Origin of the sequence: Mycobacterium sp. MOTT36Y, assembly GCF_000262165.1 — a bacterium.
Lineage (GTDB): Bacteria > Actinomycetota > Actinomycetes > Mycobacteriales > Mycobacteriaceae > Mycobacterium > Mycobacterium intracellulare.
The window spans coordinates 4,316,800-4,337,864 of sequence record NC_017904.1 but is presented as its reverse complement, the minus strand read 5'-3'; the positions used below and the strand labels follow the sequence as shown (position 1 = coordinate 4,337,864).

20 protein-coding genes are annotated in these 21,065 nt (G+C 68.1%); 13 read left to right on the top strand and 7 right to left on the bottom strand.

Annotation, left to right across the window (positions count from 1 at the left end):
• Positions 1 to 7: 7 nt before the first annotated feature.
• The 3 genes from W7S_RS19710 to W7S_RS19700 are packed head-to-tail and all read left to right on the top strand — an operon-like array spanning position 8 to position 2,942.
• The gene (locus tag W7S_RS19710) at positions 8 to 916 is read left to right on the top strand and encodes a metal-dependent hydrolase (protein ID WP_014712212.1); all 909 of its coding nucleotides are present in this window, start codon (positions 8 to 10) and stop codon (positions 914 to 916) included.
• 17 nt (positions 917 to 933) lie between these two features.
• Positions 934 to 1,857 (top strand): alpha/beta fold hydrolase, encoded by a 924-nt coding sequence (locus tag W7S_RS19705; RefSeq protein WP_041297999.1) that lies wholly within the window; start codon positions 934 to 936, stop codon positions 1,855 to 1,857.
• A gap of 2 nt (positions 1,858 to 1,859) precedes the next feature.
• Entirely contained in the window at positions 1,860 to 2,942 is a 1,083-nt protein-coding gene (locus W7S_RS19700) for a PDR/VanB family oxidoreductase (protein ID WP_041297997.1), read from the top strand.
• A 14-nt stretch (positions 2,943 to 2,956) separates the two neighbouring features.
• On the opposite strand, the gene W7S_RS19695 is transcribed toward W7S_RS19700, so the two are convergent.
• Positions 2,957 to 4,015, bottom strand: a complete 1,059-nt coding sequence (locus W7S_RS19695; protein WP_014712209.1) for a hypothetical protein — start codon at positions 4,013 to 4,015, stop codon at positions 2,957 to 2,959.
• Positions 4,016 to 4,110: 95 nt separating this feature from the next.
• On the opposite strand from W7S_RS19695, the gene W7S_RS19690 reads away from it, so the two are divergent.
• The 3 genes from W7S_RS19690 to W7S_RS19680 all read left to right on the top strand — a co-directional run bounded on the left by W7S_RS19690 (position 4,111) and on the right by W7S_RS19680 (position 7,176).
• A complete protein-coding gene (locus W7S_RS19690) occupies positions 4,111 to 5,388 on the top strand; it encodes a hypothetical protein (RefSeq protein ID WP_014712208.1) in 1,278 nt (425 codons plus the stop codon).
• A gap of 44 nt (positions 5,389 to 5,432) precedes the next feature.
• Positions 5,433 to 5,723, top strand: a complete 291-nt coding sequence (locus W7S_RS19685; RefSeq protein WP_009952929.1) for a YiaA/YiaB family inner membrane protein — start codon at positions 5,433 to 5,435, stop codon at positions 5,721 to 5,723.
• A 127-nt stretch (positions 5,724 to 5,850) separates the two neighbouring features.
• Positions 5,851 to 7,176 (top strand): acyltransferase, encoded by a 1,326-nt coding sequence (locus W7S_RS19680; protein WP_014712207.1) that lies wholly within the window; start codon positions 5,851 to 5,853, stop codon positions 7,174 to 7,176.
• Here the strand turns inward: W7S_RS19680 and W7S_RS19675 are convergent.
• From W7S_RS19675 to W7S_RS19660, 4 genes are all read right to left on the bottom strand, one after another.
• A complete protein-coding gene (locus tag W7S_RS19675; RefSeq protein ID WP_041297996.1) occupies positions 7,140 to 7,805 on the bottom strand; it encodes a response regulator transcription factor in 666 nt (221 codons plus the stop codon). The genes W7S_RS19680 and W7S_RS19675 overlap by 37 nt on opposite strands.
• Positions 7,798 to 8,955, bottom strand: a complete 1,158-nt coding sequence (gene macS, locus W7S_RS19670; protein ID WP_014712206.1) for a MacS family sensor histidine kinase — start codon at positions 8,953 to 8,955, stop codon at positions 7,798 to 7,800. The genes W7S_RS19675 and macS overlap by 8 nt, the downstream gene beginning before the upstream one ends.
• Positions 8,956 to 9,012: 57 nt before the next feature.
• The gene (locus W7S_RS19665) at positions 9,013 to 9,702 is read right to left on the bottom strand and encodes a PAS and ANTAR domain-containing protein (protein WP_014380876.1); all 690 of its coding nucleotides are present in this window, start codon (positions 9,700 to 9,702) and stop codon (positions 9,013 to 9,015) included.
• Between the two features lie 93 nt (positions 9,703 to 9,795).
• Positions 9,796 to 10,245: an Hsp20/alpha crystallin family protein gene (locus W7S_RS19660; RefSeq protein ID WP_014712205.1), complete on the bottom strand. Its 450-nt coding sequence runs from the start codon at positions 10,243 to 10,245 to the stop codon at positions 9,796 to 9,798.
• Between the two features lie 143 nt (positions 10,246 to 10,388).
• Here W7S_RS19660 and W7S_RS19655 point away from each other — a divergent pair, with 143 nt between their 5' ends.
• On the top strand, positions 10,389 to 10,769 hold the full coding sequence (locus W7S_RS19655) for a helix-turn-helix transcriptional regulator (protein WP_014712204.1): 381 nt from the start codon (positions 10,389 to 10,391) through the stop codon (positions 10,767 to 10,769).
• A 64-nt stretch (positions 10,770 to 10,833) separates the two neighbouring features.
• Positions 10,834 to 11,370, top strand: a complete 537-nt coding sequence (locus tag W7S_RS19650) for a DUF1360 domain-containing protein (RefSeq protein ID WP_014712203.1) — start codon at positions 10,834 to 10,836, stop codon at positions 11,368 to 11,370.
• 3 nt (positions 11,371 to 11,373) lie between these two features.
• Here the strand turns inward: W7S_RS19650 and W7S_RS19645 are convergent, their stop codons facing one another.
• A complete protein-coding gene (locus W7S_RS19645) occupies positions 11,374 to 12,684 on the bottom strand; it encodes an NAD(P)/FAD-dependent oxidoreductase (protein WP_014712202.1) in 1,311 nt (436 codons plus the stop codon).
• A gap of 307 nt (positions 12,685 to 12,991) precedes the next feature.
• On the opposite strand from W7S_RS19645, the gene W7S_RS19640 reads away from it, so the two are divergent.
• The 5 genes from W7S_RS19640 (at position 12,992) to W7S_RS19620 (ending at position 19,944) form a co-directional block, all read left to right on the top strand.
• The gene (locus W7S_RS19640; protein ID WP_014712201.1) at positions 12,992 to 13,699 is read left to right on the top strand and encodes a GAF and ANTAR domain-containing protein; all 708 of its coding nucleotides are present in this window, start codon (positions 12,992 to 12,994) and stop codon (positions 13,697 to 13,699) included.
• 65 nt (positions 13,700 to 13,764) lie between these two features.
• Positions 13,765 to 14,946, top strand: a complete 1,182-nt coding sequence (locus W7S_RS19635) for a zinc-dependent alcohol dehydrogenase (RefSeq protein ID WP_014712200.1) — start codon at positions 13,765 to 13,767, stop codon at positions 14,944 to 14,946.
• 93 nt (positions 14,947 to 15,039) lie between these two features.
• Positions 15,040 to 17,199: a glycogen debranching protein GlgX gene (gene glgX, locus W7S_RS19630; protein ID WP_014712199.1), complete on the top strand. Its 2,160-nt coding sequence runs from the start codon at positions 15,040 to 15,042 to the stop codon at positions 17,197 to 17,199.
• Positions 17,200 to 17,277: 78 nt separating this feature from the next.
• The gene (locus tag W7S_RS19625; protein WP_041297994.1) at positions 17,278 to 19,071 is read left to right on the top strand and encodes a sensor domain-containing diguanylate cyclase; all 1,794 of its coding nucleotides are present in this window, start codon (positions 17,278 to 17,280) and stop codon (positions 19,069 to 19,071) included.
• Positions 19,072 to 19,176: 105 nt separating this feature from the next.
• The gene (locus tag W7S_RS19620) at positions 19,177 to 19,944 is read left to right on the top strand and encodes an SDR family oxidoreductase (protein WP_014712197.1); all 768 of its coding nucleotides are present in this window, start codon (positions 19,177 to 19,179) and stop codon (positions 19,942 to 19,944) included.
• Here W7S_RS19620 and W7S_RS19615 read toward each other — a convergent pair.
• Positions 19,941 to 20,912, bottom strand: a complete 972-nt coding sequence (locus W7S_RS19615; RefSeq protein WP_014712196.1) for an aldo/keto reductase — start codon at positions 20,910 to 20,912, stop codon at positions 19,941 to 19,943. The genes W7S_RS19620 and W7S_RS19615 overlap by 4 nt on opposite strands.
• Between the last annotated feature and the right edge of the window lie 153 nt (positions 20,913 to 21,065).

The window sequence follows — 21,065 nt, the reverse complement described above, 5'->3', positions numbered from 1 at the left end:
GGCAACGATGTTCACCGTCGATGACATGGCAGCGGGCCCGCATGACGCCTCGCTCGATCGCGAGCGCATCGTCCTGCAGGCGCGTGACGTCGACTTCGACTGGTCGACGCTGCCGTTCTACTACGTGCCGAACGAGCCCTTCACCACCCACTTCTGCAACGTGCTGCATCTGCTGTTGCCGGCGGGTGAGGAGTTCATCGTCGACGCGTTCAAGGACACCCTGCCGCTGATCAAAGACGATCAATTGCGGCGCGATGTGCAGGGATTCGTCAGCCAGGAGGCCATGCACTCCCAGGCGCACGCGGGGGTGCTCGGGCACTTCGCGGCCAACGACATCGACGTCACGCCCTTCACCGACCAGATGCGCTGGCTGTTCACCCAACTCATCGGTGACCGGCCGCACTGGAGCCGGCGTCGCCGGCAGAGCTGGTTGCTCGAACGGGTCTCGATGGTGGCGGCGCTCGAGCACTACACCGCGATCCTGGGCGAATGGATTCTGGACACCCCGCAGCACGACGCCCTGGGCACCGATCCGGTGATGCTGGACTTGCTGCGCTGGCACGGCGCCGAGGAGGTCGAGCACAAGGCCGTCGCGTTCGACACCATGAAGCACCTGCGCGCCGGGTATTGGCGGCAGGTGCGCACCCAGCTGCTCGTGACGCCGGCGTTGCTGTGGCTGTTCATCCGCGGCGTGCGGTTCATGTATTCGGTCGACCCGTACCTGCCGCCGGGGACCAAACCGCGCTGGCGCGACTACTTCCGCGCGGCCCGAAGGGGCTTGGTGCCCGGGCCATTCCAGTTCCTGCGGGTCATCGGCGCCTACTACACGCCGAGTTTCCATCCGTCCCAGCTGGGCGGGGTGGGTCGCGCGGTCGACTATTTGGCCCGCTCACCCGCCGCCCGCGCGTCGCACTGAACACGGGAGCGTTCGGGATGACTCAGTCCAGCACAGTGATCGCCTCCGACGGGGTTTCGCTGGCCGTCCACGCCTACACGGAGATCGACCCGCGGCGGCCCACCGTTCTGGCGATCCACGGCTACCCGGACAACCACCGCGTGTGGGACGGTGTCGCAGGTGAACTCGCCGGCCGGTTCAACGTCGTGGCGTATGACGTGCGCGGGTCTGGCGACTCCTCCAAACCGGCACGGCGAACGGATTATGTGCTGCCGCAGCTGGTTTCCGATGTCGGCGCGGTGATCGACAGCCTCGGGGTTGGCCAGGTTCACCTGTTGGCCCACGACTGGGGTTCGATCCAGGGCTGGGCGGCGGTCACCGACGATACGGTGATGGCCAAGGTCGCCTCGTTCACGTCGATCTCCGGGCCGCACCTGAACTATGCCGGGAGGTTCCTACGGTCCCCGCGCACACCGCGTGCCGTCTTCGACGTCGTCAAGCAGGCCCTCGCGTCGTCGTACATCTGGTTCTTCCTGTGCCCGGTTGTGCCGGAGCTGGCGATCCGCTCGCGCGCCACCGGGAAAGTCTTTGCCGCGGTGGAACGTATCGGCCGCAGCCGCGGCAGCGACCGGCAGCGGGCGGCGGCGACCCGGTCGATCGACGACTACCTCAACGGCCTCAACCTGTACCGGGCGAACATGCCGGCGCCGTTCTTCGTGCCCGTGAAGCAGTTGCCGCAGACACGGGTGCCGGTGCAGGTGCTCGTCGCCCGGCGGGATTATTTCGTATCGCCCGCCCTGCAACGGTTTACCGGCTCCATTCCGGACGGCGGCAGGATCGTCCCGATCGAGGGTGGCCATTGGGTGGTCACCTCGCATCCCGACGTCATCGCCGGATTCACCGGCGAGTGGGTCAACCTGACGTCGGAGCCCGCGGGCCGTCACGGCATGGGGCAGGCGTGAGGATGGCTGTGACACGGGCTATTTGGGACAGCATTCCGGCCGACCTCTACGGCCGGCGCAAACGCGACCGGATGTACACCGCGTTGTACGGCGTCGGCACGCTGTTCGGCGGCATGGCGTCGGCGTCGCGGTGGACGCCCTCACGGGTCCAGCCCGTGCGGCGGACCACGACCGCGGTGATCACCAAACGTGAGGAGCCGGCGCCCGATGTGGTCGCGTTGACGCTGGCCGACCCGGACGGCGGATTGCTGCCATCCTGGACGCCCGGCGCGCACATCGACGTCCGGCTCCCATCGGGACGCCGCCGGCAGTACTCGCTGTGTGGTGCGCCCGGGCGGCGCACCGACTATCGCATCGCCGTGCGCCGCATTCCCGACGGCGGCGGTGGTTCGATCGAAATGCACGACACCTTGCACGTGGGGGACTTGATCGAGTTCGAAGGCCCCCGCAACGCGTTTTATCTCGTCACCGACGAGCACGAGGTGTTGTTCGTGATCGGCGGCATCGGGGTCACGCCCATCCTGCCCATGATCCAGACCGCGCAGCAGCACGGAATCAATTGGCGCGCCGTGTATGCCGGGCGCAGCCGCGATTACATGCCGCTGCTCGACGAAGTGGTGGCGGTCGCGCCGGACCGCGTCACAGTCTGGGCCGACGACGAGCGCGGCCGGATCCCCACCGCGGCGGACCTGCTCGCCGACGCCGGTCCAACCACCGCCGTCTACGTGTGTGGCCCGACCGCGCTGCTCGAATCGGTGCGCATCGCGCGCGACGAACACGCGAACGCGCCGTTGCACTACGAACGTTTCGGACCGCCGCCGGTGATCGACGGCGTCCCGTTCGAACTGGAACTCGCGCGTTCGCAGCGGGTGCTCACCGTGCCGTCCAACCGGTCGGCGCTGGACGTGATGCTCGACCGCGACTCGACGACGGCCTACTCCTGCCAGCAGGGCTTCTGCGGCACCTGCAAGGTGAAAGTCCTTGCCGGACAGGTCGATCGACGGGGGAGCGCCGCCGAGGGCGACGACGAGATGCTGGTCTGCGTGTCCCGGGCCAAAAACGGGCGCGTGGTCATCGACGCCTGAGCGTTTCGAATCGCCTACATGGGGCCGGGAAGCTCTCCCAGGCTGGAAAGTTCGGCATGCACGGGCCCGATGGCGGCCTGGTATTGCTCGTCGGTGAGGGTCTTGGCGTAGTAGCGGCTCATGCGGAGCTGGTATTGCTGGTCCCGGAGTTGGCGGATCCGATCGAGCCTGGCGGCGTCCGCCGCGCCGAATTTGAGCTGCTCGACGCTGATGTGGCCGGCCATGACCTGTTCGATGGGCGAGAGCCGGTAGCCGCAATGGGCGAGCAGCTCCAAGTAGACCTTGTGGGATGGCTGTTCTCCTGCCCGCCACGTGCCGCGCTGGGTTCCCCATTCGAAGGCGGCCAGCACCATCGCGAGCGTCACGACGATGGGGCGCGCGTCGGCGTTGGCCACTGCCGCCAAGTCCTCATCGCGGGAGGCGTCGACGCCGAGAAGCTCTGCGGCTATTGACATGCTGGCCGGGCAATGCAATTCGGTCAGGTAGTGGAAGTTGCGGGCGATGAAGATGTCGATCCATGGCGGCGGCGCCGCAAGGAGATTGGCCCGAACCCAGTCGCGGCGCGCCCCGGCGACGCTCCGCGCGAGTCGGTCCAGCTCGCGCATCAGCACCCAGTCGCGTTTGGCGTCGGCGGCGGCCTCGGATTCCAGCTTGGTGGGCCGGCATCCGGTGAACGTGGAACTTCCCTCAACCTCGTCCAGGCTTAAGGGTCGCGCTTCGTCAAAAGTCAGGTAGGACACATAGACGCCCAATTCCGGCGACCCCACGCGTTTTGTCAAATCGCTCATGGTCGTCTTTCCGGGCAACAACCTGCAGATGTGATCCCGCTGCCTGAGGTCATCCCGGCTATAGATGAGGCCGATTTCCCGGTGGCGCGATCGGTCGTCGTTGTCCAGATACACGCACCACCCGGCCGGCCCGGCGATTCCCGGTACGTAGTGGGAAGAAATCTCGACCAGCAGGTCATCGATGGTGGCCGAGGCGGGATAGACCCAGAACTCGCGATGGGAGTCGACGTCGTCGCCCATGGCGACCGAGTCGCGGTCGACGGTCACCTTCACCGTGTCAGACATGTGCAGCCCTACCTACCTTGACCCTGGGGCTACAAAGTATCGGAATGCGTTGGCGTTCGGTATTCGATTGCGCGCCGCTGGGTCATGCTGGAGCGATGCCGAAGAAATCGCTGCGCCCGCCGGCGCCACCGGAATCCGGTCCAAACGGTCCGCTGCTGGGGACGTGGCAAGCGGCCGGGCTGAGCATGGCCGTGATCGCGTCCGCGGCGGCGGATGGGCTGGGCGCGCTGCTCGGAGCGGTGACCGTGACTCCGGTGATCTATGCCTTGACGCGGCTGCGCGCCTACGCCCCGCACGCGCGCAGTACCGCCGAGTTGATCGGCGCCACCCCCCGGGCGGGTTTCGCGGCGGGCGCCATTCAGCTGCTTGCCTACCTCGCGTTGGCGGCTAAGTTCGCGGTCGCGCTCGGAGCGGTTGTGCTGGTGGACTTTTCCTCCGGTGACGACCCCGCCAAGGTTGTTCTGTGGCTGCCGGTTTGCGCACTGGTGGCCGCGCTCGCCGTCGGTGCCGTCGTCTGCTGGGTGACGACTTGGGTGGTCGCCTCGGTGGTGGCGCCGCTCGTGGTCGCGGGTTTGCTCGTCTACGTCTACCTTGCGCTGGCGGTCACCGCCCGCGTCGCCGCGGGCAGTGACGCGGTCGTCATCGGAACGGCCGCAACGCCGAGCCAGCTGTCCGGCCAGCTCGTCGGCTTCGGTCTGGGGATGGTGGGCGTCGAACTCGTCACGGCCCGCGCCGCGCGCATCGCCAGGCCGGGCCGATCGATGTCGCTGGCGGTCGCGGTGGTGAGCGGCGCGGCGGTGATCTTGTGGGTGGGCGACCACCAGGGCGTCGCGGGGCCGTGGCGGTGGAACGCCAAGTTTCTGACCGAGGCTGTTCCGGAGTTCTACGCCGACGCAGGCTGGACGTGGATGGCCGTCGCGGGCGTCGCGTTGACGGCGGCGGCCGCGTTGGGTTCGGGGTGGGCGGCGGTGCGCATCGCCGCCGGGCTGGCGGCCGCTCGTGAGGCAACGCCGAATACCGGCCTGCGAGTGGCGGTGGTAGGGCTTGTCGCGGCGATGTCGGCCATCCTTTCGGCGCACGGGATGCGCGTGATCGCCACGGTCGTTTTCGGCGCGGCGGCCCTGTTGCTCGTCTTGTTGTATGTGTTTGCCATAGAGGCTAATTCACGCATCCCCGGTGACAGCCTCGTGGCGTGGTGGGTGCGGCTGATCGTGCCCGCCCTCGCCGTGGTGTTGGTGGTCAAGCCGGTCGTGGATGCCCACTTCGCCGTGGTGGAGGTGGCGACGGTGATCGCCACGATGCTCGGGGCGTGCGCCGCGAGTGTCGCGGCGTCGCTGTCGAGGGCGCCACGGATCCCCGCCAAATCTGAGTAGTCTTACGGATCCCGCCAAGGGTGCGCCGTCGCAGGCTTATTGGCATGACCGTTCCCAACAGCATGTCAAAAACCACCGCCGCCTTCTTCGTTCAGGCCGCCGTCGCGTTCGCGATCAGCTTTCTCACCGCGCTGGCCGGGATTTACTTTCTTCCCCTTGACGCGTGGCAACGCCTGTTCCTCGGCATCACCTTCCTCTTTTTGGTGTCGAGCGCGTTCACGCTGGCCAAGGTCATTCGCGACCAGCAGGAAGCCGCAACCGTGCGGGTCCGACTCGACGAAGCCCGCATCGAGAGGCTGCTGGCCGACTACGACCCACTCAACACCGCGAGCTGAGTAGTACTACTCAGCCCCAACGCGTAGAACCGCTCAGGCTCACAGCCGCGCGGTCGGCAATGCTTCTTTCATCGCACGACTTCGGCTCCGCCGCAACGCTTTCATCCCGATTCACAGAAGGACACCCATGTCAACTCTCGCCAGATTTCCCGACGTCGCCGAGGTGGCCGCGCGCACGCCGGCCGACCGTGATCGCGTCCTGGACGTCATCCGCATCACCTCCCTGATCGGTGTGGTGCTCGGCCATACCGTGATGGCCATCAGCGTCATCGAAAACCATGTCCTGATCTGGGACAACCTGCTCACCACCTCGATGTTGTTCCAGGCGGCGACCTGGCTGCTTCAGATCATGCCGCTGTTCTTCTTCGCCGGCGCCGCGGCCTGCCTGTCCTCCTGGTCCCCGGGCACCAACTGGGGAGACTGGCTGATGAAACGCTGCACCAGGCTGTTCCGGCCGGTGTTCTACTACCTGGCGTTCTGGGCGGTCGCGCTGACCGTGCTGTATCGGGCTCTGCCCCAACACATTTACGAGCCGATTGCCGGCGTCAGCACGCAGCTGCTGTGGTTCCTGGGCGCCTACGTCCTGGTGCTGGCCGCCATGCCGATGCTGTATCGCATCACCACGGCGCGGCGCCTCGCCGCGGGGGTGGCCGCGGTCTACGGCGCGACCGCGCTGATCGACGTCATCCGGCTGCATTCGCCGGCGATGATGCCGCTGGGCTACCTCAACTTGTGCGTCTGGCTCATTCCGGCCATGTTCGGCGTCGCCTACCGCCGCCGGCTGCTCAGCGGCCGCGCCGCGCTAACCGTGGCCGGCGTCTTCTTCGCCGTCGACGTCGCACTGGTGCGCTGGGGGCCCTACCAGATCAGCATGGTCGGCACCGGGGATCACCACCTTTCCAACACCAGCCCGCCGTCGTTGCTCTTGGCCGGGCACGCAATCATCTTGAGCGCCTTGGCCATCGCGGCCGCACCGGCGATCGCGCGCTGGGCGCAGCGACCGCGGGTGTGGTGGTGGACCGCGATCGGCAACTCCGGAGCAATGACCCTCTACCTGTGGCACATGCCGGTGCTGCTGGGCGTGCACCTGCTCTTCGATTACCTTGGCTCCCCGCGGTTTCCGGGCCAGCCGGATTTCCTCGCCGTCAGCGTCGCGCAGGTGCTCATCGTGGTCCTCGCCGTGGCCGTGCTGTTCGTCGCGTTGCGGCCGCTCGAAAACAACCCGCTGGCCGGCTGGGACGGCGCCGGGACCGTCACCTCGCGCGGGCGGGGCGCGGTCGTCGGCGCGCTGCTGTGCGTGGCCGGTGTCGCGATCCTGGCCGCGATCAGGTGGGGCCTCAAGGACGACGGGCTGGTGTGCATGGCCGTGGTCGTGGCCGCACTAGTCGCCGCGCGGGCGGTCGCCTGCCCCTCGGGTCACGGTTCGGAGTCCAGGCCATGCTCGATCGCGTAGCGCGCCAATTCCACCCGGTTCGCGACCTGAAGCTTACGGAATGTCGCCTGCACATGGTTTTCGACCGTGCGGTGGCTCAACGACAGCTTCATGGCGATCTGCTTGGCGGACAGCCCTTTTGCGACGTACCGCAACACCTCTGTCTCGCGTTCGGTCAGGCTGGGACGGGCGGGGCCGTCGTCCTTGCTCTGCGCGATGCGCCGGTATTCACCCAGCACCAGTCCGGCCAGCCCCGGGGTGAACACGGCCCGGCCCGCGGCCGTCGCCGTCACAGCCTGTGCCAGTTCGGATTTCGAGGCGCTCTTGACCAGGTATCCCGTCGCACCGGCTTTGACGGCTTCCAAGACGTCCTCACGTTCGTCGGAGGCCGACAGCACCAGCACCCGCGTCGACGGCGACGCCGCGAGCACCGCCGCGGTGGCCTGTGCGCCGTTCCCGTCGGGCAGCTGCATATCCATCACCACCACGTCGGGTTTGACCACGGCCGCCCGCCGCCCCGCGGCGGCCACCCCGTCGGCCGTGGCCACCACGGTGAATCCGCCCTCGGCCAGGTCGCGCGCGACCGCATCACGCCAGATCGGATGGTCGTCGACCACCATCACCGTCGCCGGCGCCGCATCCTCAACCACGACGTCCCTCCCCGCGCGGCACGCACAACTCCCACTCGGTGCCCTCGCCGGGGCCGCTGCGCAGTTGCGCGGTGCCGCCGAGCGACGCCAGCCGCCCCACGATCGATTGGGAAACGCCCAGGCGTCCCTGACGCGCCGCCTCCTCGAGTCGACCGGCCGCAATGCCCACGCCGTCGTCGCGGACACTGACCACGACGGAATCGCCGAGGTCCTCCACGAGTACGTACGCGCGTGCCTCCGGCCCCGCATGGGCACCGACGTTGTCCAGGGCATTGCCCACCGCGGCGTCGAGCTCCGTCCCTATCCGGCGTCCCAACAACACCGGAGTCGCCGGCAGGCTGATCGACACCCGGTCGGACGCCCGGCATCGCAGCAGCGTGCGCAGATCCATCGTGGCGCCGTCGGCATCGGGATCGATATCGGCGCATGCCACCCATCGACGCAGCGCTCGTTCTTGCTCGCTCGCCAGGTCGGCGAGTTCCGCTGTGGCGCCGCCGATTTCATGGCCCTTCTTGGCGACCAGCGCCAGCACCTGGATGGCGCCGTCGTGCACCTCGCGGGACAGTCGCTCGCGTTCCTGCACCGCGGCGCTCAACTGGGCCGCCCGTTGCAGTTCGGCGTGCGCGCGGCGCGCGGTCTGCGCGGCCATGCCGATCGCCATGCCGATGGCCAGCTCGATGATGACGGTGGCGTTGTGCCCCAGGTTGAGGGCGAGGTAGTCCTTGACGGCGAAATTGGTGGCCATCACCGCCAGGCCCGTCAGCATCCCGCCACCGGGGCCGAACTGGATCGCGGCGGAAATCGTGGGATTGCTCGCCCACAATGTCGTCGGCCAGGTCTGGTTCTCGGCCGCCCAGTGCGGCGTCGCGACGACGGTGTTCGACCACATGAGCAACACCGCGATCGCGATCTCGGCCAGCACCCATGACGGTCGTCGCCCGAACCCCCGCAGGTAGGCGACGGCGCACGCCGCGCTCCAGCCGATCAGCACAGTGAACAGGACCCAACCGAGCGCGGGCCGGCGCAGATCGGGATTGATCGCGATTTGAAACCCGGCGGCATACACGCAACTCAGCAACCGAAAAACCTGCGCCGCGCGCCACAGCGGCGTCGTGGGATCGGGGCCGTGATTCGCCATCGTGGTCAGCATAAATGCGGACGGTCCCCAGCGGGTCGCCCACGCCGAAAAGACGTGGGCTGCAGTGCCTTACCCGCGGTCGTCGGCGGGACGGACGCGCTGGTGCGCCGTCAGGAGCAAATGGTCGAATTCCGACTGGGTATTGAGCGGCAAGCCCGCGCCGCGGAAGTCCTCGGCGATCTGCTCGGCGAGCGTGCGCAGCTTGACATTCGCCTCCTGCGAGAGCCATCGGAGCAACTCGAAGGCCGCGCTGTCGCTGAGGCCGTAGATCAGCATCAGCATGCCCTTGGCGCGTTCGATGCCCGCCCGATTCTCGCTGATCTGAGCGAGTTTCGCGCTGACCGCGTCCTCGTGCACCTGCCCGTTCGATGCGGAGACGTCGATGTAGAACCCGTGCGTCCCGATCACGTCGCCGTCGTCGTTGTAGAGCCGATCGCCGACCACGACGACGTGGCGTACGTTTCCGCCGGTGTCGATGATCCGGTGCCGGGTGCTGAACGCCTGGCGGGTGTTCACGATCTGATCGATGGTGGCCGCGACCTGCCCGCGGTCATCGGGGTGTTTGTGCGAGAGCACCAAATCGGTGGTGGGCACGACGGTGCCCGGCTCGTAGCCGTGCATCCGCTGCACCTGTTCCGACCATTCCCACCGCTGATCGGTGAAGTGGAACCGAAACCAGCCCGCGGGTTGCGCGTTGCCGCCGGACAACGCCTGCTCGACGCTGGCCGTTTCGCCGTTGAGTTCCCATGTCGATTCCACCGTGGCTCCTCGCTGACTGCCGTGGCGGGCGGCGGCCGCGGGGCCGGCACGCGAGCGCGTGCGCCTGCGGCCGCCGCCCGGTCCGTCGCCCGGTCAGGCGTTGATGACCTCGCGCTGGTTGGCGCCCTCTGCGACGGCGCGGTGCCCGTCGCCGCGGCCGACGGCGATCTTGCGGGGCTTGGCCTTCTCGGCCACCGGGATGTGCAGACTCAGGACGCCTTCGGAATAGGAGGCCTGGATCTTGTCGGTGTCGAGGTTTTCGCCGAGCACCAGCTGGCGGCTGAACACGCCGCGCGGGCGCTCGGTGGCCAGCATCTCGCGGTTGGGGTCGAGGGCCGGGCGTTCGGCGCGCACGGTCACGACATTGCGCTCGATGTCGATGTCCAGCGAGTCGGCATCGATGCCGGGCAGGTCGAACTCGACGACGAACTCCTCGCCCTGGCGCCAGGCGTCCATCGGCATGACTGCGGGCCGGGCGGCCGTGCCGAGGACCTGGTGGGCAAAGCGGTCGAGCTCACGGAAGGGATCTGAACGCATCAGCATGGTTGTCACCTCTCACTCCGATCTACGCGGTGGTCGGGCAAATTTCCTGTGTCTGACGACATAGATTCGGTATAGCATTGTCGACATATTCATGCAAGTGTGCTAAACAGATTTTTTGAGTGAATCAGCTGAGGGGATGTGCGATGGTCGAACATCACGGCGAGGCCGGGGCGCCGGCGTCCGGCCACGGCGTGTACGGAATCTCGGTGGCCGCCGAACTGTCCGGGATTCCGGTGCAATCGTTGCGGCTCTACGAACGCTATGGGCTGCTCACGCCCGCGAGAAGCCAAGGGGGAACGCGCCGCTACAGCGCCGACGACCTCGCGCGGCTGCGGCGCATCAGCGGTCTGGTCGAGGCCGGCGTCAACCTGGCCGGCATCGCGCGCATCCTCGATCTCGAAGACGACAACGAGACGTTGGCGGCCGCCAACACCGACCTGCGGTCCACCAACCGCACGTTGCGAGAAGCGGCGAAGGCGGCCAAGCCCGGCGAGTCCCGGGATCGGGAGGGCACGCGGCGGTGAGCTGATCGCCGATTGCGCCGGGCGGCGCCGGGTACTCGACCCCCTATGCCTTCAAGGAGAAGCGATGGGTGAGTTGACGGAAACCGGCGCCCAGGTGGTGGACGGTGCACGCCAGGAGGCGGACGCCTACCGCGGCGACAATCCCCGGCCGCTGGGGGGCTACCTGGCGGTGTTGGTGGTCTACGGCCTCGTCGTGACGGCGGCGGTGGTCGCCGCCGTGGTCAGCGGGCGCACGTTGCCGTCGCGCTGGCGGATTCAGGACCTGATCATCCTCACGCTGGGCACCCACAAGCTCTCGCGAACGTTGACCAAAGACGCGGTGACCAGTCCGCTGCGCGCCCCGTTCACGCATTACGCGGGCACCGGCGGCCCGGCCGAGGTCCAGGAAGAGGTCCGCGAGCACAGCGAGCTTCGGCACAGCCTGGGCGAGTTGTTGACCTGCCCGTTCTGCCTGGACATGTGGGTTGCCACCGGATTCGCCATCGGCCTGGTGTTCGTACCGCGGTTCACCCGGCTGATCGCGGGCGTCTTCAGCGCGTTGGCCGGGGCGGATTTCCTTCAGCTCGCCTACGCGATGGCCCAGCAGTCCGCCGAAGGCTGACGATCAGCTGGTCTTGGGCATCGGGATGCCCTCGCTGGCCGTGAATTGCGCGTCGTCCTCGGAGGACAACCCGATGGAGACGACGGAGCGGTTGAATAGGACGTCGGTCAGGTAGGCCAGCGAGACCGCCCATCGGTTGACGCCGCGCGGAATCGCGTACAGGTGGTAGGACCTCGTCACGAGTTTGGCCGGCAGCCCGGACAAGTGGATGTTCAGCGGGTTGGCCACCGCGTAGCGGGGCCCCAGGTCGACCACCAGACCCAGGTTGCGGTGCTTGTATTGCTTGGGGCTGCCGTAACCGAGGCTGGCGGCGACGTTGCGGGCCAGCACCTTGCCCTGCCGGGTGGCGTGCTGGGCGGTCGGCGGCGTGATCTTGCCGGGCTGGGTGAGGTCGGGAACCGCGGCCGCGTCGCCGGCGGCGAACACCTCCGGGTGACCGGGCACCTGCAGATCGGGCTGCACCGTGATCCGGCCCTTCTCGGTCGGCAGCCCCAGGTCTTGGATCAGCGGGGCGCCGGTCACCCCCGTCACCCAGGCGATCGTGTGCGTGTCGATGCGCGAATCGTCGCTCAGCACAACGTGATCGGCGTGCGCTTGCTTGAGTGTGACGCCGAGCCGGACGTCGATACCGCGCTTGCGCAACACCTTCATCGCGGCCTCGCCGAGCTTCTTGCCCACCTCGGGCATCACCTGCTCGGCCAGGTCCAGGAGCAGGAATCGCACTTCGGCGGGGTTGAAGCCCATCTGTTTGGCCGCCGCGTCGGCCAGCGCCCGCAGCTGCGCCACCAACTCGGTGCCCGAGTAGGAGGCGCCGACCACCACCACGGTGCGCCGGGCCGCCGCCACCCGCGGATCGTCCTCGTTGTTGGCCAGCTCGAGCTGCTCGACGAAGTGGTCGCGCAGGTAGAGCGCCTCGGCGGTGGTCTTCAACCCGCGCGCATGCCTTGCGAGGCCCGGGACGTCGAACAACCGCGTCACCGACCCCGGCGTGAGCACCAGCCGGTCCCAGGACATGGAATGGCTGCGTTCCTCGGGATCGCAATACGTCAGCGTCTGTTGCGCGAAGTCCACCCCGTCGACGCGGCCGCGCACCGCGTGCACACCCCGCAACGAATTGGCCAGTGGGACAGCGACAAATCGGGCGTCGACCACCCCGCCCGCCACGTCGGGCAGCAACGGTGTGTACAGCATGTAGTCGACCGGAGAAATGATCGTGATGTCGACGGGCGCGTGCCGCCGGCGCAGAATTCGAGCCAGACGGCGGGCGCAGGTGAATCCGGTGAAGCCGCTTCCCACGATCGCAATGGAGGTCACCGACCCGAGTGTAGGCGGACTTCGGTGGTGAGGAGTGTCCCGCGCCGCCCCGAGACCGACGGCGGCTTGAAAACGACTGTTCGACAAGGGAATCCAAGGGGACCGGCCGGGCAAAAACGGCCCAGAACGTCCTCCGCTCGGATGCCGCCACCTACGCTATCGCCCGGGCGTTTCGTTATCGTGCCTTGCGCTTCGTTGTATGGCTCATACACTTCTGGTGAGCGTTGGTATGCGCGGGCTTTGCGTGCCATCGCGACGCCTATCAGGAAGGGCTCTGCGGGCCACGAACGGTTCCGGGGGTGATGTGATGCGAGACGGCAGCGCCACGATTGCCAATCATTTGGTGGAGCTGGTGGCCAATCTGGAGCGTGAACACAGCGGCACCGCGGCCGGCCTGCACGAACTGCTCGACGACGGGGTCCAGCACGTCACCGGCGCCCAGTACGCGGGGATCACCCTCGCCGAGAAGGGCGCGTCGGTCAGCAGTGTGGTCGCCACGCATCGCTACCCGATGGTGCTGGATGCCATCCAGGACACCTCCGGCGAGGGGCCTTGCCTGGCCGCGGCCTGGGAGCACCACATCATGCACATCGCCGACCTGAGCGCCGAACGGCGCTGGTTGCGCTACCGCCGCATGGCGCTCGAGCAGACCCCGATCCGCTCCATCCTGTCCTACGAGTTGTTCATCGACGGCGGCAGCATGGCGGCGCTGAACTTCTATGCCGACCACCCGCACGCGTTCAGCGAGGAGTCGGTGGAGATCGGCACGGTTTTCGCCACACACATTGCTCTCGCGTGGTCGATGATGCGCCGCAACGATCAATTCCGTAGCGCCCTGGCCTCGCGCGACATCATCGGGCAGGCGAAGGGGGTCATCATGGAGCGCTTCGGTATCGACGCCGTTGAAGCGTTCCAGTTGCTCGCCCGGGTCTCGCAACAATGCAACATCAAGCTGATCGAGATCGCGCGGGCGCTGATCGAGAGCGAGCATCCGCTCAGGCGCCGCGGGCACTGACCACGACGGTTGCGGCGCCGGCGCCCGTCGTTTCGTCGGGTGGCAGGCGGGTATGCGCCCTTTCCATGAAGGCTGTCACGTGGCACGGCAAGCGCGATGTCCGGGTGGAGTCGGTGCCCGACCCGAAGATCGAGCAGCCCACCGATGCCATCGTCGAGGTGACATCGACCAACATCTGCGGGTCGGACCTGCACCTCTACGAGATCCTCGGGGCCTTCATGAAGCCGGGGGACATCCTCGGCCACGAACCGATGGGCATCGTACGGGAGGTCGGCACTCAGACGGGCGACCTTCGGGTGGGGGACCGGGTCGTCATCCCCTTCCAAATCTCTTGCGGCAGTTGCTACATGTGCGGCCAGCAGCTCTACACCCAGTGCGAGACCACCCAGGTGCGCGACCAGGGCATGGGGGCGGCGCTGTTCGGCTATTCGGAGCTCTACGGCGAAGTCCCCGGCGGGCAAGCGGAGCTGCTGCGCGTCCCCCAGGCCCAGTTCACCCACATCAAAGTCCCTGTGGGGCCGCCGGATTCGCGGTTCGTCTATCTGTCCGACGTGCTACCCACCGCGTGGCAGGCGGTGGCTTACGCCGACATCCCGGAGGGAGGCACGGTCACCGTGCTCGGCCTGGGCCCCATCGGGGACATGGCGGCCCGCATCGCCGATCACCTGGGTTACCGCGTCATCGCCGTCGACCTGGTCCCGGAGCGGCTGGGCCGCGCCGCGCAACGCGGCATCCACACCATCGATGTGGGCCGGCTCGACTCCTCGCTCGGTGACGCGATCCGTGACCTGACCGACGGACGTGGATCCGACTCCGTGATCGAAGCGGTGGGCATGGAGGCGCACGGCTCGCCGGCCGCCAAATTGGCGCAGCAGGCCACCGGGCTGTTGCCGGACGCGCTGGCCAAGCGGCTCATGCAAACCGCCGGCGTGGACCGGCTGTCCGCCCTGTACTCGGCCATCGACATCGTGCGGCGCGGCGGAACGATCTCGCTGATCGGCGTGTACGGCGGCATGGCGGACCCGCTGCCGATGCTCACCCTGTTCGACAAGCAGGTCACCCTGCGGATGGGGCAGGCCAACGTCAAGCGCTGGGTCGACGACATCATGCCGCTGCTGACCGACGACGACCCGCTCGGCGTCGACACCTTCGCCACCCACGTGCTTCCGCTTGATGAGGCCCCGCACGCGTACGAGATCTTCCAGAAGAAGCAGGACGGAGCGGTGAAGGTCATCCTCAATCCGTGATCGGCTATGCCACAAGGCTTTCCGTGTGGTGACGCCGCCCCGGCGAGCGGCCCGGGAGTTTGACTGGCGCTTTCGCCGGGTATTGAATGCGCCATGACTCCAGCAGAGGCCGCAGACGCCGGCGCCCCCACACCCACCGGCGAGGTGTGGCCCGGCAGGGCCTACCCCCTGGGCGCGACCTACGACGGCGCGGGCACCAATTTCGCGCTGTTCAGCGAGGTGGCCGAGCGGGTGGAGCTGTGCCTGTTCGACGCCGAGGGCGCCGAGAGCCGCATCACCCTGCCCGAGGTCGACGGCTTCATCTGGCACGCCTACATCCCCAACATCGAACCCGGCCAGCGCTACGGCTACCGCGTGCACGGTCCGTACGACCCGCAGGCGGGGCACCGATGCAACCCGAACAAGCTGCTGGTGGACCCGTACTCCAAGGCCATCGACGGCTCGTTCGAGTGGAATCAATCGCTCTTCAGCTATAACTTCGGCGACCCCGACAGCCGCAACGACGACGACTCGGCGGCCAGCATGCCCAAGTCGGTCGTGATCAGCCCCTACTTCGACTGGGGAAACGACCGCCCACCGGACCGCCACTACGCCGACACCGTCATCTACGAGGCACACGTCAAGGGCCTGACCCAGACCCACCCGGACATCCCCGAACAGCTGCGCGGCACCTACGCCGCGGTGGCCCACCCGGTGATCATCGACCACCTCAAGGATCTCGGCATCACGGCCATCGAATTGATGCCGGTGCACCACTTCGCCAACGATTCCACGCTGGTCGACAAGGGCCTGTCCAACTACTGGGGCTACAACACGATCGGATTCTTCGCGCCCGACTTCAAGTACTCCAGCGCCACCACGCCGGGCGGCCAGGTGCAAGAGTTCAAGGCCATGGTGCGCTCGCTGCACGAGGCCGGCATCGAGGTCATCCTCGACGTGGTCTACAACCACACGGCCGAGGGAAACCACCTGGGCCCGACGTTGTCGATGCGCGGCATCGACAACGCCGCCTACTACCGGCTGGTCGACGACGACAAGCAGTACTACATGGACTACACCGGCACGGGTAACAGCCTCAACGTCGGGCATCCGCACGCGCTGCAGCTCATCATGGATTCCCTGCGCTACTGGGTGACCGAGATGCACGTCGACGGCTTCCGCTTCGACCTGGCCTCGACGCTGGCCCGCGAGTTCTACGACGTCGACCGGCTGTCGACGTTTTTCGAACTCGTGCAACAGGATCCGACCGTCAGCCAGGTCAAGCTCATCGCCGAACCGTGGGACGTCGGGCCGGGCGGCTATCAGGTGGGCAACTTCCCGCCGCAGTGGACGGAATGGAACGGCAAGTACCGCGACACCGTCCGCGACTTCTGGCGCGGCGAGCCCGCCACCCTCGACGAATTCGCCTACCGGCTGTCCGGATCCGCAGACCTCTACGAGCACACCGCGCGGCGCCCGGTGGCGTCGATCAACTTCGTCATCGCCCACGACGGGTTCACGCTGCGGGACCTGGTGTCCTACAACGAGAAGCACAACGAGGCCAACGGCGAGGACAACAACGACGGCGAAAGCCACAACCGGTCGTGGAACTGCGGCGCCGAGGGACCCACCGACGACGAGGCCGTCAACGCGCTGCGCGCCCGGCAGCAGCGCAACTTCCTGACCACCCTGCTGTTGTCGCAGGGCGTTCCGATGATCTGCCACGGCGACGAACTCGGACGCACCCAGAACGGCAACAACAACGGCTACTGCCAGGACAACGAGCTCACCTGGATCGACTGGGCCAACGCCGACGCGGGCCTGCTGGAGTTCACCCGCGCGGTGTCGGCGCTGCGTGCCGAGCATCCGGTGTTCCGGCGGCGCCGGTTCTTTTCCGGAAAGCCGGTGGGCCGCCGCGGCCAGGGCGGGCTGCCCGACATCGCCTGGTTCACTCCCGACGGCACGGAGATGAGCGACGAGGACTGGGGCGCTGGCTTCGCCAAGTCCGTCGCGGTGTTCCTCAACGGCCACGGCATCCCCGGCCACGACGAGCGGGGCCAACGGGTGCTGGACGATTCGTTCCTGCTGTGCTTCAACGCTCACCACGAACCGATCGAATTCACCCTTCCACCAAAGGAATTCGGTGGCGCCTGGCAGGTCGTGGTGTACACCGGGCCCGACGAGACCTCCCCCGCCGACGAGGTCCCCGGCGGAGGCACCCTCAACGTGGAGGCCCACACCGCCGTGGTGCTGCAGGCACTTCCCTCGAACTAGCGCGATCCGCGGCTCCGGATCGCGCGAATCGCTCTCGCCGACAAGCCACATCGGCTAATTTTTTCGACGGCGGCATTGATGCTGCGCGCCGAGCGCCGGGAACGAAAGGGACAGCCGATGGACAGGCCCGGTCCCGACGCGCGACTGGAATCGGCGATGAACACCTCCGGGCGGGCCGCCGCGCTGTTGGTGCTCGTGGTCGCAGCGCTGACGTGGGTGGGCTGGACGGCAGGCATCGAGCGCTTGACGCGGATCTATCCGACCTGGCCGCAGATGATGCCGTGGACCGCGCTGTGGCTGGCCACGCTGGGCGCGGCGATCCTGCTGCAATGGGGGAATCCCTCGCGCGGGCGTCGATGGGCCGGACGGTGTTTGGCCGCGGCCGCGGCCGCCTTCGCCGTCCTCGTGCTCGCGGAGTACGCGAGCCTCGGCTCGTTCACCGTCGACCGGATCTGGTTCGGCGAGGCGGTCGGCATGCACGAGTGGTCCTGGCCGGGGCGCCCGAGCGTGCAGACGGCGCTGTCGGCCCTGCCGTTGGCGACAGCCGTCGCGCTGATCCGGGTGGATCGGTGCACCCGCGCGGTCTGGCCGCTGTGCCTGGCGGCGAGCGCTGCCATCCCCTTCGTCACGGCCGGGGCCTACCTGTTCGACGCGCTGGCGCTGGTGGGGGTCTCGCCGTCCAAGGGCCAGGCGTTCCTGACGGCGGCGGCCCTGTTGCTGCTCGTCGCGGCCGCGTCGCTGGCGCGCGTTGACCGGTTTCCGCTCGCGTGGCTGCTCGCGCGGCCCGACCGTTCCTCGCTCGTCCGGTTGCTCGCGATCCTGGCCGGCTTTCCGCTCGTCGTGGCCGTGGTGAGGCCGATCTTTTTGGAGCTCGGCCCGGACGCCAACGCGCAGTGGACCTTCTCGATCCTGTTGGGAACCGCGGTCGTCGGCGCCGTGACCTTCTACTTCAGCCAGCGCGAGCAGCACCTGCTGATCGCCAAGGAGCTGGCCAGCAAGCAACGCGCCGAGGCCGAGACGCGATATCGCATCCTCGCGGACAACGCCGTCGACATCATCGTGCACTTTCGCGGCGGCGGGGTCGCGTGGATCTCCCCGTCCGTGGAACCCGCGCTGGGCGGCCCGCTGTCGAGGTGGACCGGTACGGATTTCGCCCGCCGCATCCACCCCGAGGACCGCGACAAACTCCAAACCGCCCTGCGCCGCATCGCGGGGGGCGAACAGGTGCTCCAACGCTTCCGGGTGTGTTCCCTCGACGGCGAATACCACTGGGTCGACGGTCATGGGAAGCCCTACACCGATGCCCAGGGCAACACCGATGGGCTGATCGCGGCGCTGCGGGTGGTCGACGATCAGGTCGAGGCCGAACAACAATTGGAACGGTTGGCACGGTTCGACACCCTCACCGGCCTGGTGAACCGGGCCGAGGCCCTGGCCCGCCTGGACGCCGCGCTGCGGCAACCGCGGCCCCCCGAAACGCATGTGGGCGTGCTGTTCTGCGACGTCGACCACTTCAAGGCGATCAACGACCGGTGGGGACACGGCACGGGCGACGTCGTGCTGGCGACCGTCGCGGCGCGGATCCGGGCGAGCGTCCGCCGCGAGGACACCGTGGGGCGCACGGGCGGGGACGAAATGCTGATCCTGCTGCCCGGCGTCCGCAGCGCCGACGAGCTCGCCCAGATCGCCGAGAAGATTCGCCGGCGCGTCGCCGAACCCATCCACGTTTCCGGCAACACGATCGGCGCGACCTTGAGCATCGGTGCCACGCTCGCCCTTCCCGCCGAGTCCGTCGACGCGGTCACCGCGCGCGCGGATGAGGCCATGTACCGGGCCAAGTCGGGCGACCGGAACGCCGTGGTGGCGACCTAAGCGGCGACTTAAGTAGCGAGTGATCGCCAACGGACGTTTCGCATCCGGTAGGTTTCACCGCGACAGCGTCTCGCGTTACAAGAGAGGGCGAATATGTCAAGGACAGTGGTGGTCGGCGCCTCGAGTGGGCTGGGGCGTTGCATCGGGGTCGGTCTCGCGCAGCGCGGCGATCAGGTCGCGTTGCTTGCCCGGCGTCTGCAGCGCATCGAGGCCGCGGCCAAGGAGGCCGGCCCGAACGCGACCGCCATCGAATGCGACGTCACCGACGAGGCGTCCTGCCGGGCGGCGATCGGTCGGGCCGCCGACGCCCTCGGCGGGATCGACAACCTCGTCTACACACCCGCCGTCGGGCCGCTCGTGCGCATGGTGGACACCGACGCCGACACGTGGCGGCGCATCTTCGACACCAACGTGATCGGCGCATCGTTGGTGACGGCCGCCGCAATGCCGCACTTGACCGCGTCGGCCGGCAAGGCGGTGTACCTGTCCTCCGATGCCGGCACCTTCGGACCGCCGTGGCCGGGCCTGGGCGCGTACGGCGTCAGCAAGGCCGCCCTGGAACGGCTCGTGGAGGCGTGGCGGGCCGAACACTCCGACGTCGGCTTCACCAACCTGATCGTCGGGGAGTGCGCGGGCGGCGAGGGCGACGCGGCAACCGGAATGAACGCCGACTGGGATATGGACCTCGCCATGAAGGCGGTTCCGCTGTGGTCGTCGCGCGGCTGCATGCCCGGCAAATTGATGCCGGTCGACGACCTGATCGACGTCGTGCACACCATCCTGCGCACCAACGCCTCGACGTCGATGCCGCTCGTGGTCGCGCGCGGCGCGCCGGCCAGCCCGGCCGCGTTCGCCGAGGCCAACCAGTCCTAGCGCCGGCCGAGTTTCTCGCGCGCGAGGTCGGTGAGGAAGCGCGCCGCCGACGTCGGCCGGAACGCCAGCGCCGCCTCGGTGAGCGCGTCACGGGATTCGGTCGGCAGCTCGATGTCGGCGGCCGCGACGTTGAACTCGAGCTGCTCGACGCTGGACGCGCCGGGGATGGCCACCACGCCCGGGTAGCTGATCAACCAGGCCAGCGCCACCTGTGCCGGCTTGGCGCCGAGTTGCGTTGCGACGTCGCGCAACAACTGCAGCAGCGGCTCGACGCGGCGCAGGTTCTCGGTGCCGAACAACGAGTTCACCGCCCGAACGCCGCCGGGGCGGTTGTCGACGCCGTACTTGCCGCCCAGCAGCCCCTGCTCGAGCGGGCTGTAGGCGATCACAATGCGGTTCTCCCGTTCGGCGAACGGCACCAGGTTCCTGAGCGCCTTCGGATAGGCGAGCGAGAAATGCACCTGGTTGCTGATGACCGGCCGGCCCAGCGCCGCGTCGGCCTTCTGCCACCGCTGCAGCGAATAGTTCGAGACGCCCGCCGCGCCGATCGTCCCGCGGTCCAGCAGGTCCCGCATCCCCGGCATGATCACCGAGTCGGGCACCACCGGGTTGGGCTGGTGGATCTGGTACAGCGGGATGCGGTCCAGTCCCAGCCGCCGGGCGCTGGCCCGCGCGCGTTGCCTGACGACGGCGGGGAAGGGAGCGACCGGCATGATCTTGCTGGCCACCGCCACCTCGGCGCGTTCGTCGCCCAGTGCGGTGCCCAGGATCCGCTCGCTCTTGCCCAACCCGTAGACCTCGGCGGTGTCGAACAGCGTCACCCCCAGGGCTCGCGCGCGCCGCACGATGTCGCCCGCGGCGCCGGCGGCGTAGCTGTCGCCGTAACCCCATTCGCGCGAGCCGAACTGCCAGGTGCCCAAGCCGATCCGGCTGACCCGCCCGACCCCGTCGACGTCGACATATTTCATCCGGTCAGCCTAGTGGCGATCGCAAGCGCGGCGGAGCCGGGCGCGGCGGGTCGCCACGCCTGAACCGGTGGCGATCGCAAGCGCGGCGGAGCCGGGCGCGGCGGGTCGCCACGCGTGACCCTGTGGCGATGGCAAGCGCGGCGGAGCCGGGCG

Coding starts and splice junctions, on each gene's coding strand:
- W7S_RS19710 (WP_014712212.1), top strand. CDS start 8: ATGTTCACCGTCGATGACATGGCAGCGGGCCCGCATGACGCCTCGCTC.
- W7S_RS19705 (WP_041297999.1), top strand. CDS start 934: ATGACTCAGTCCAGCACAGTGATCGCCTCCGACGGGGTTTCGCTGGCC.
- W7S_RS19700 (WP_041297997.1), top strand. CDS start 1,860: ATGGCTGTGACACGGGCTATTTGGGACAGCATTCCGGCCGACCTCTAC.
- W7S_RS19695 (WP_014712209.1), bottom strand. CDS start 4,015: ATGTCTGACACGGTGAAGGTGACCGTCGACCGCGACTCGGTCGCCATG.
- W7S_RS19690 (WP_014712208.1), top strand. CDS start 4,111: ATGCCGAAGAAATCGCTGCGCCCGCCGGCGCCACCGGAATCCGGTCCA.
- W7S_RS19685 (WP_009952929.1), top strand. CDS start 5,433: ATGACCGTTCCCAACAGCATGTCAAAAACCACCGCCGCCTTCTTCGTT.
- W7S_RS19680 (WP_014712207.1), top strand. CDS start 5,851: ATGTCAACTCTCGCCAGATTTCCCGACGTCGCCGAGGTGGCCGCGCGC.
- macS (WP_014712206.1), bottom strand. CDS start 8,955: ATGCTGACCACGATGGCGAATCACGGCCCCGATCCCACGACGCCGCTG.
- W7S_RS19660 (WP_014712205.1), bottom strand. CDS start 10,245: ATGCTGATGCGTTCAGATCCCTTCCGTGAGCTCGACCGCTTTGCCCAC.
- W7S_RS19655 (WP_014712204.1), top strand. CDS start 10,389: ATGGTCGAACATCACGGCGAGGCCGGGGCGCCGGCGTCCGGCCACGGC.
- W7S_RS19650 (WP_014712203.1), top strand. CDS start 10,834: ATGGGTGAGTTGACGGAAACCGGCGCCCAGGTGGTGGACGGTGCACGC.
- W7S_RS19640 (WP_014712201.1), top strand. CDS start 12,992: ATGCGAGACGGCAGCGCCACGATTGCCAATCATTTGGTGGAGCTGGTG.
- W7S_RS19635 (WP_014712200.1), top strand. CDS start 13,765: ATGAAGGCTGTCACGTGGCACGGCAAGCGCGATGTCCGGGTGGAGTCG.
- glgX (WP_014712199.1), top strand. CDS start 15,040: ATGACTCCAGCAGAGGCCGCAGACGCCGGCGCCCCCACACCCACCGGC.
- W7S_RS19625 (WP_041297994.1), top strand. CDS start 17,278: ATGCTGCGCGCCGAGCGCCGGGAACGAAAGGGACAGCCGATGGACAGG.
- W7S_RS19615 (WP_014712196.1), bottom strand. CDS start 20,912: ATGAAATATGTCGACGTCGACGGGGTCGGGCGGGTCAGCCGGATCGGC.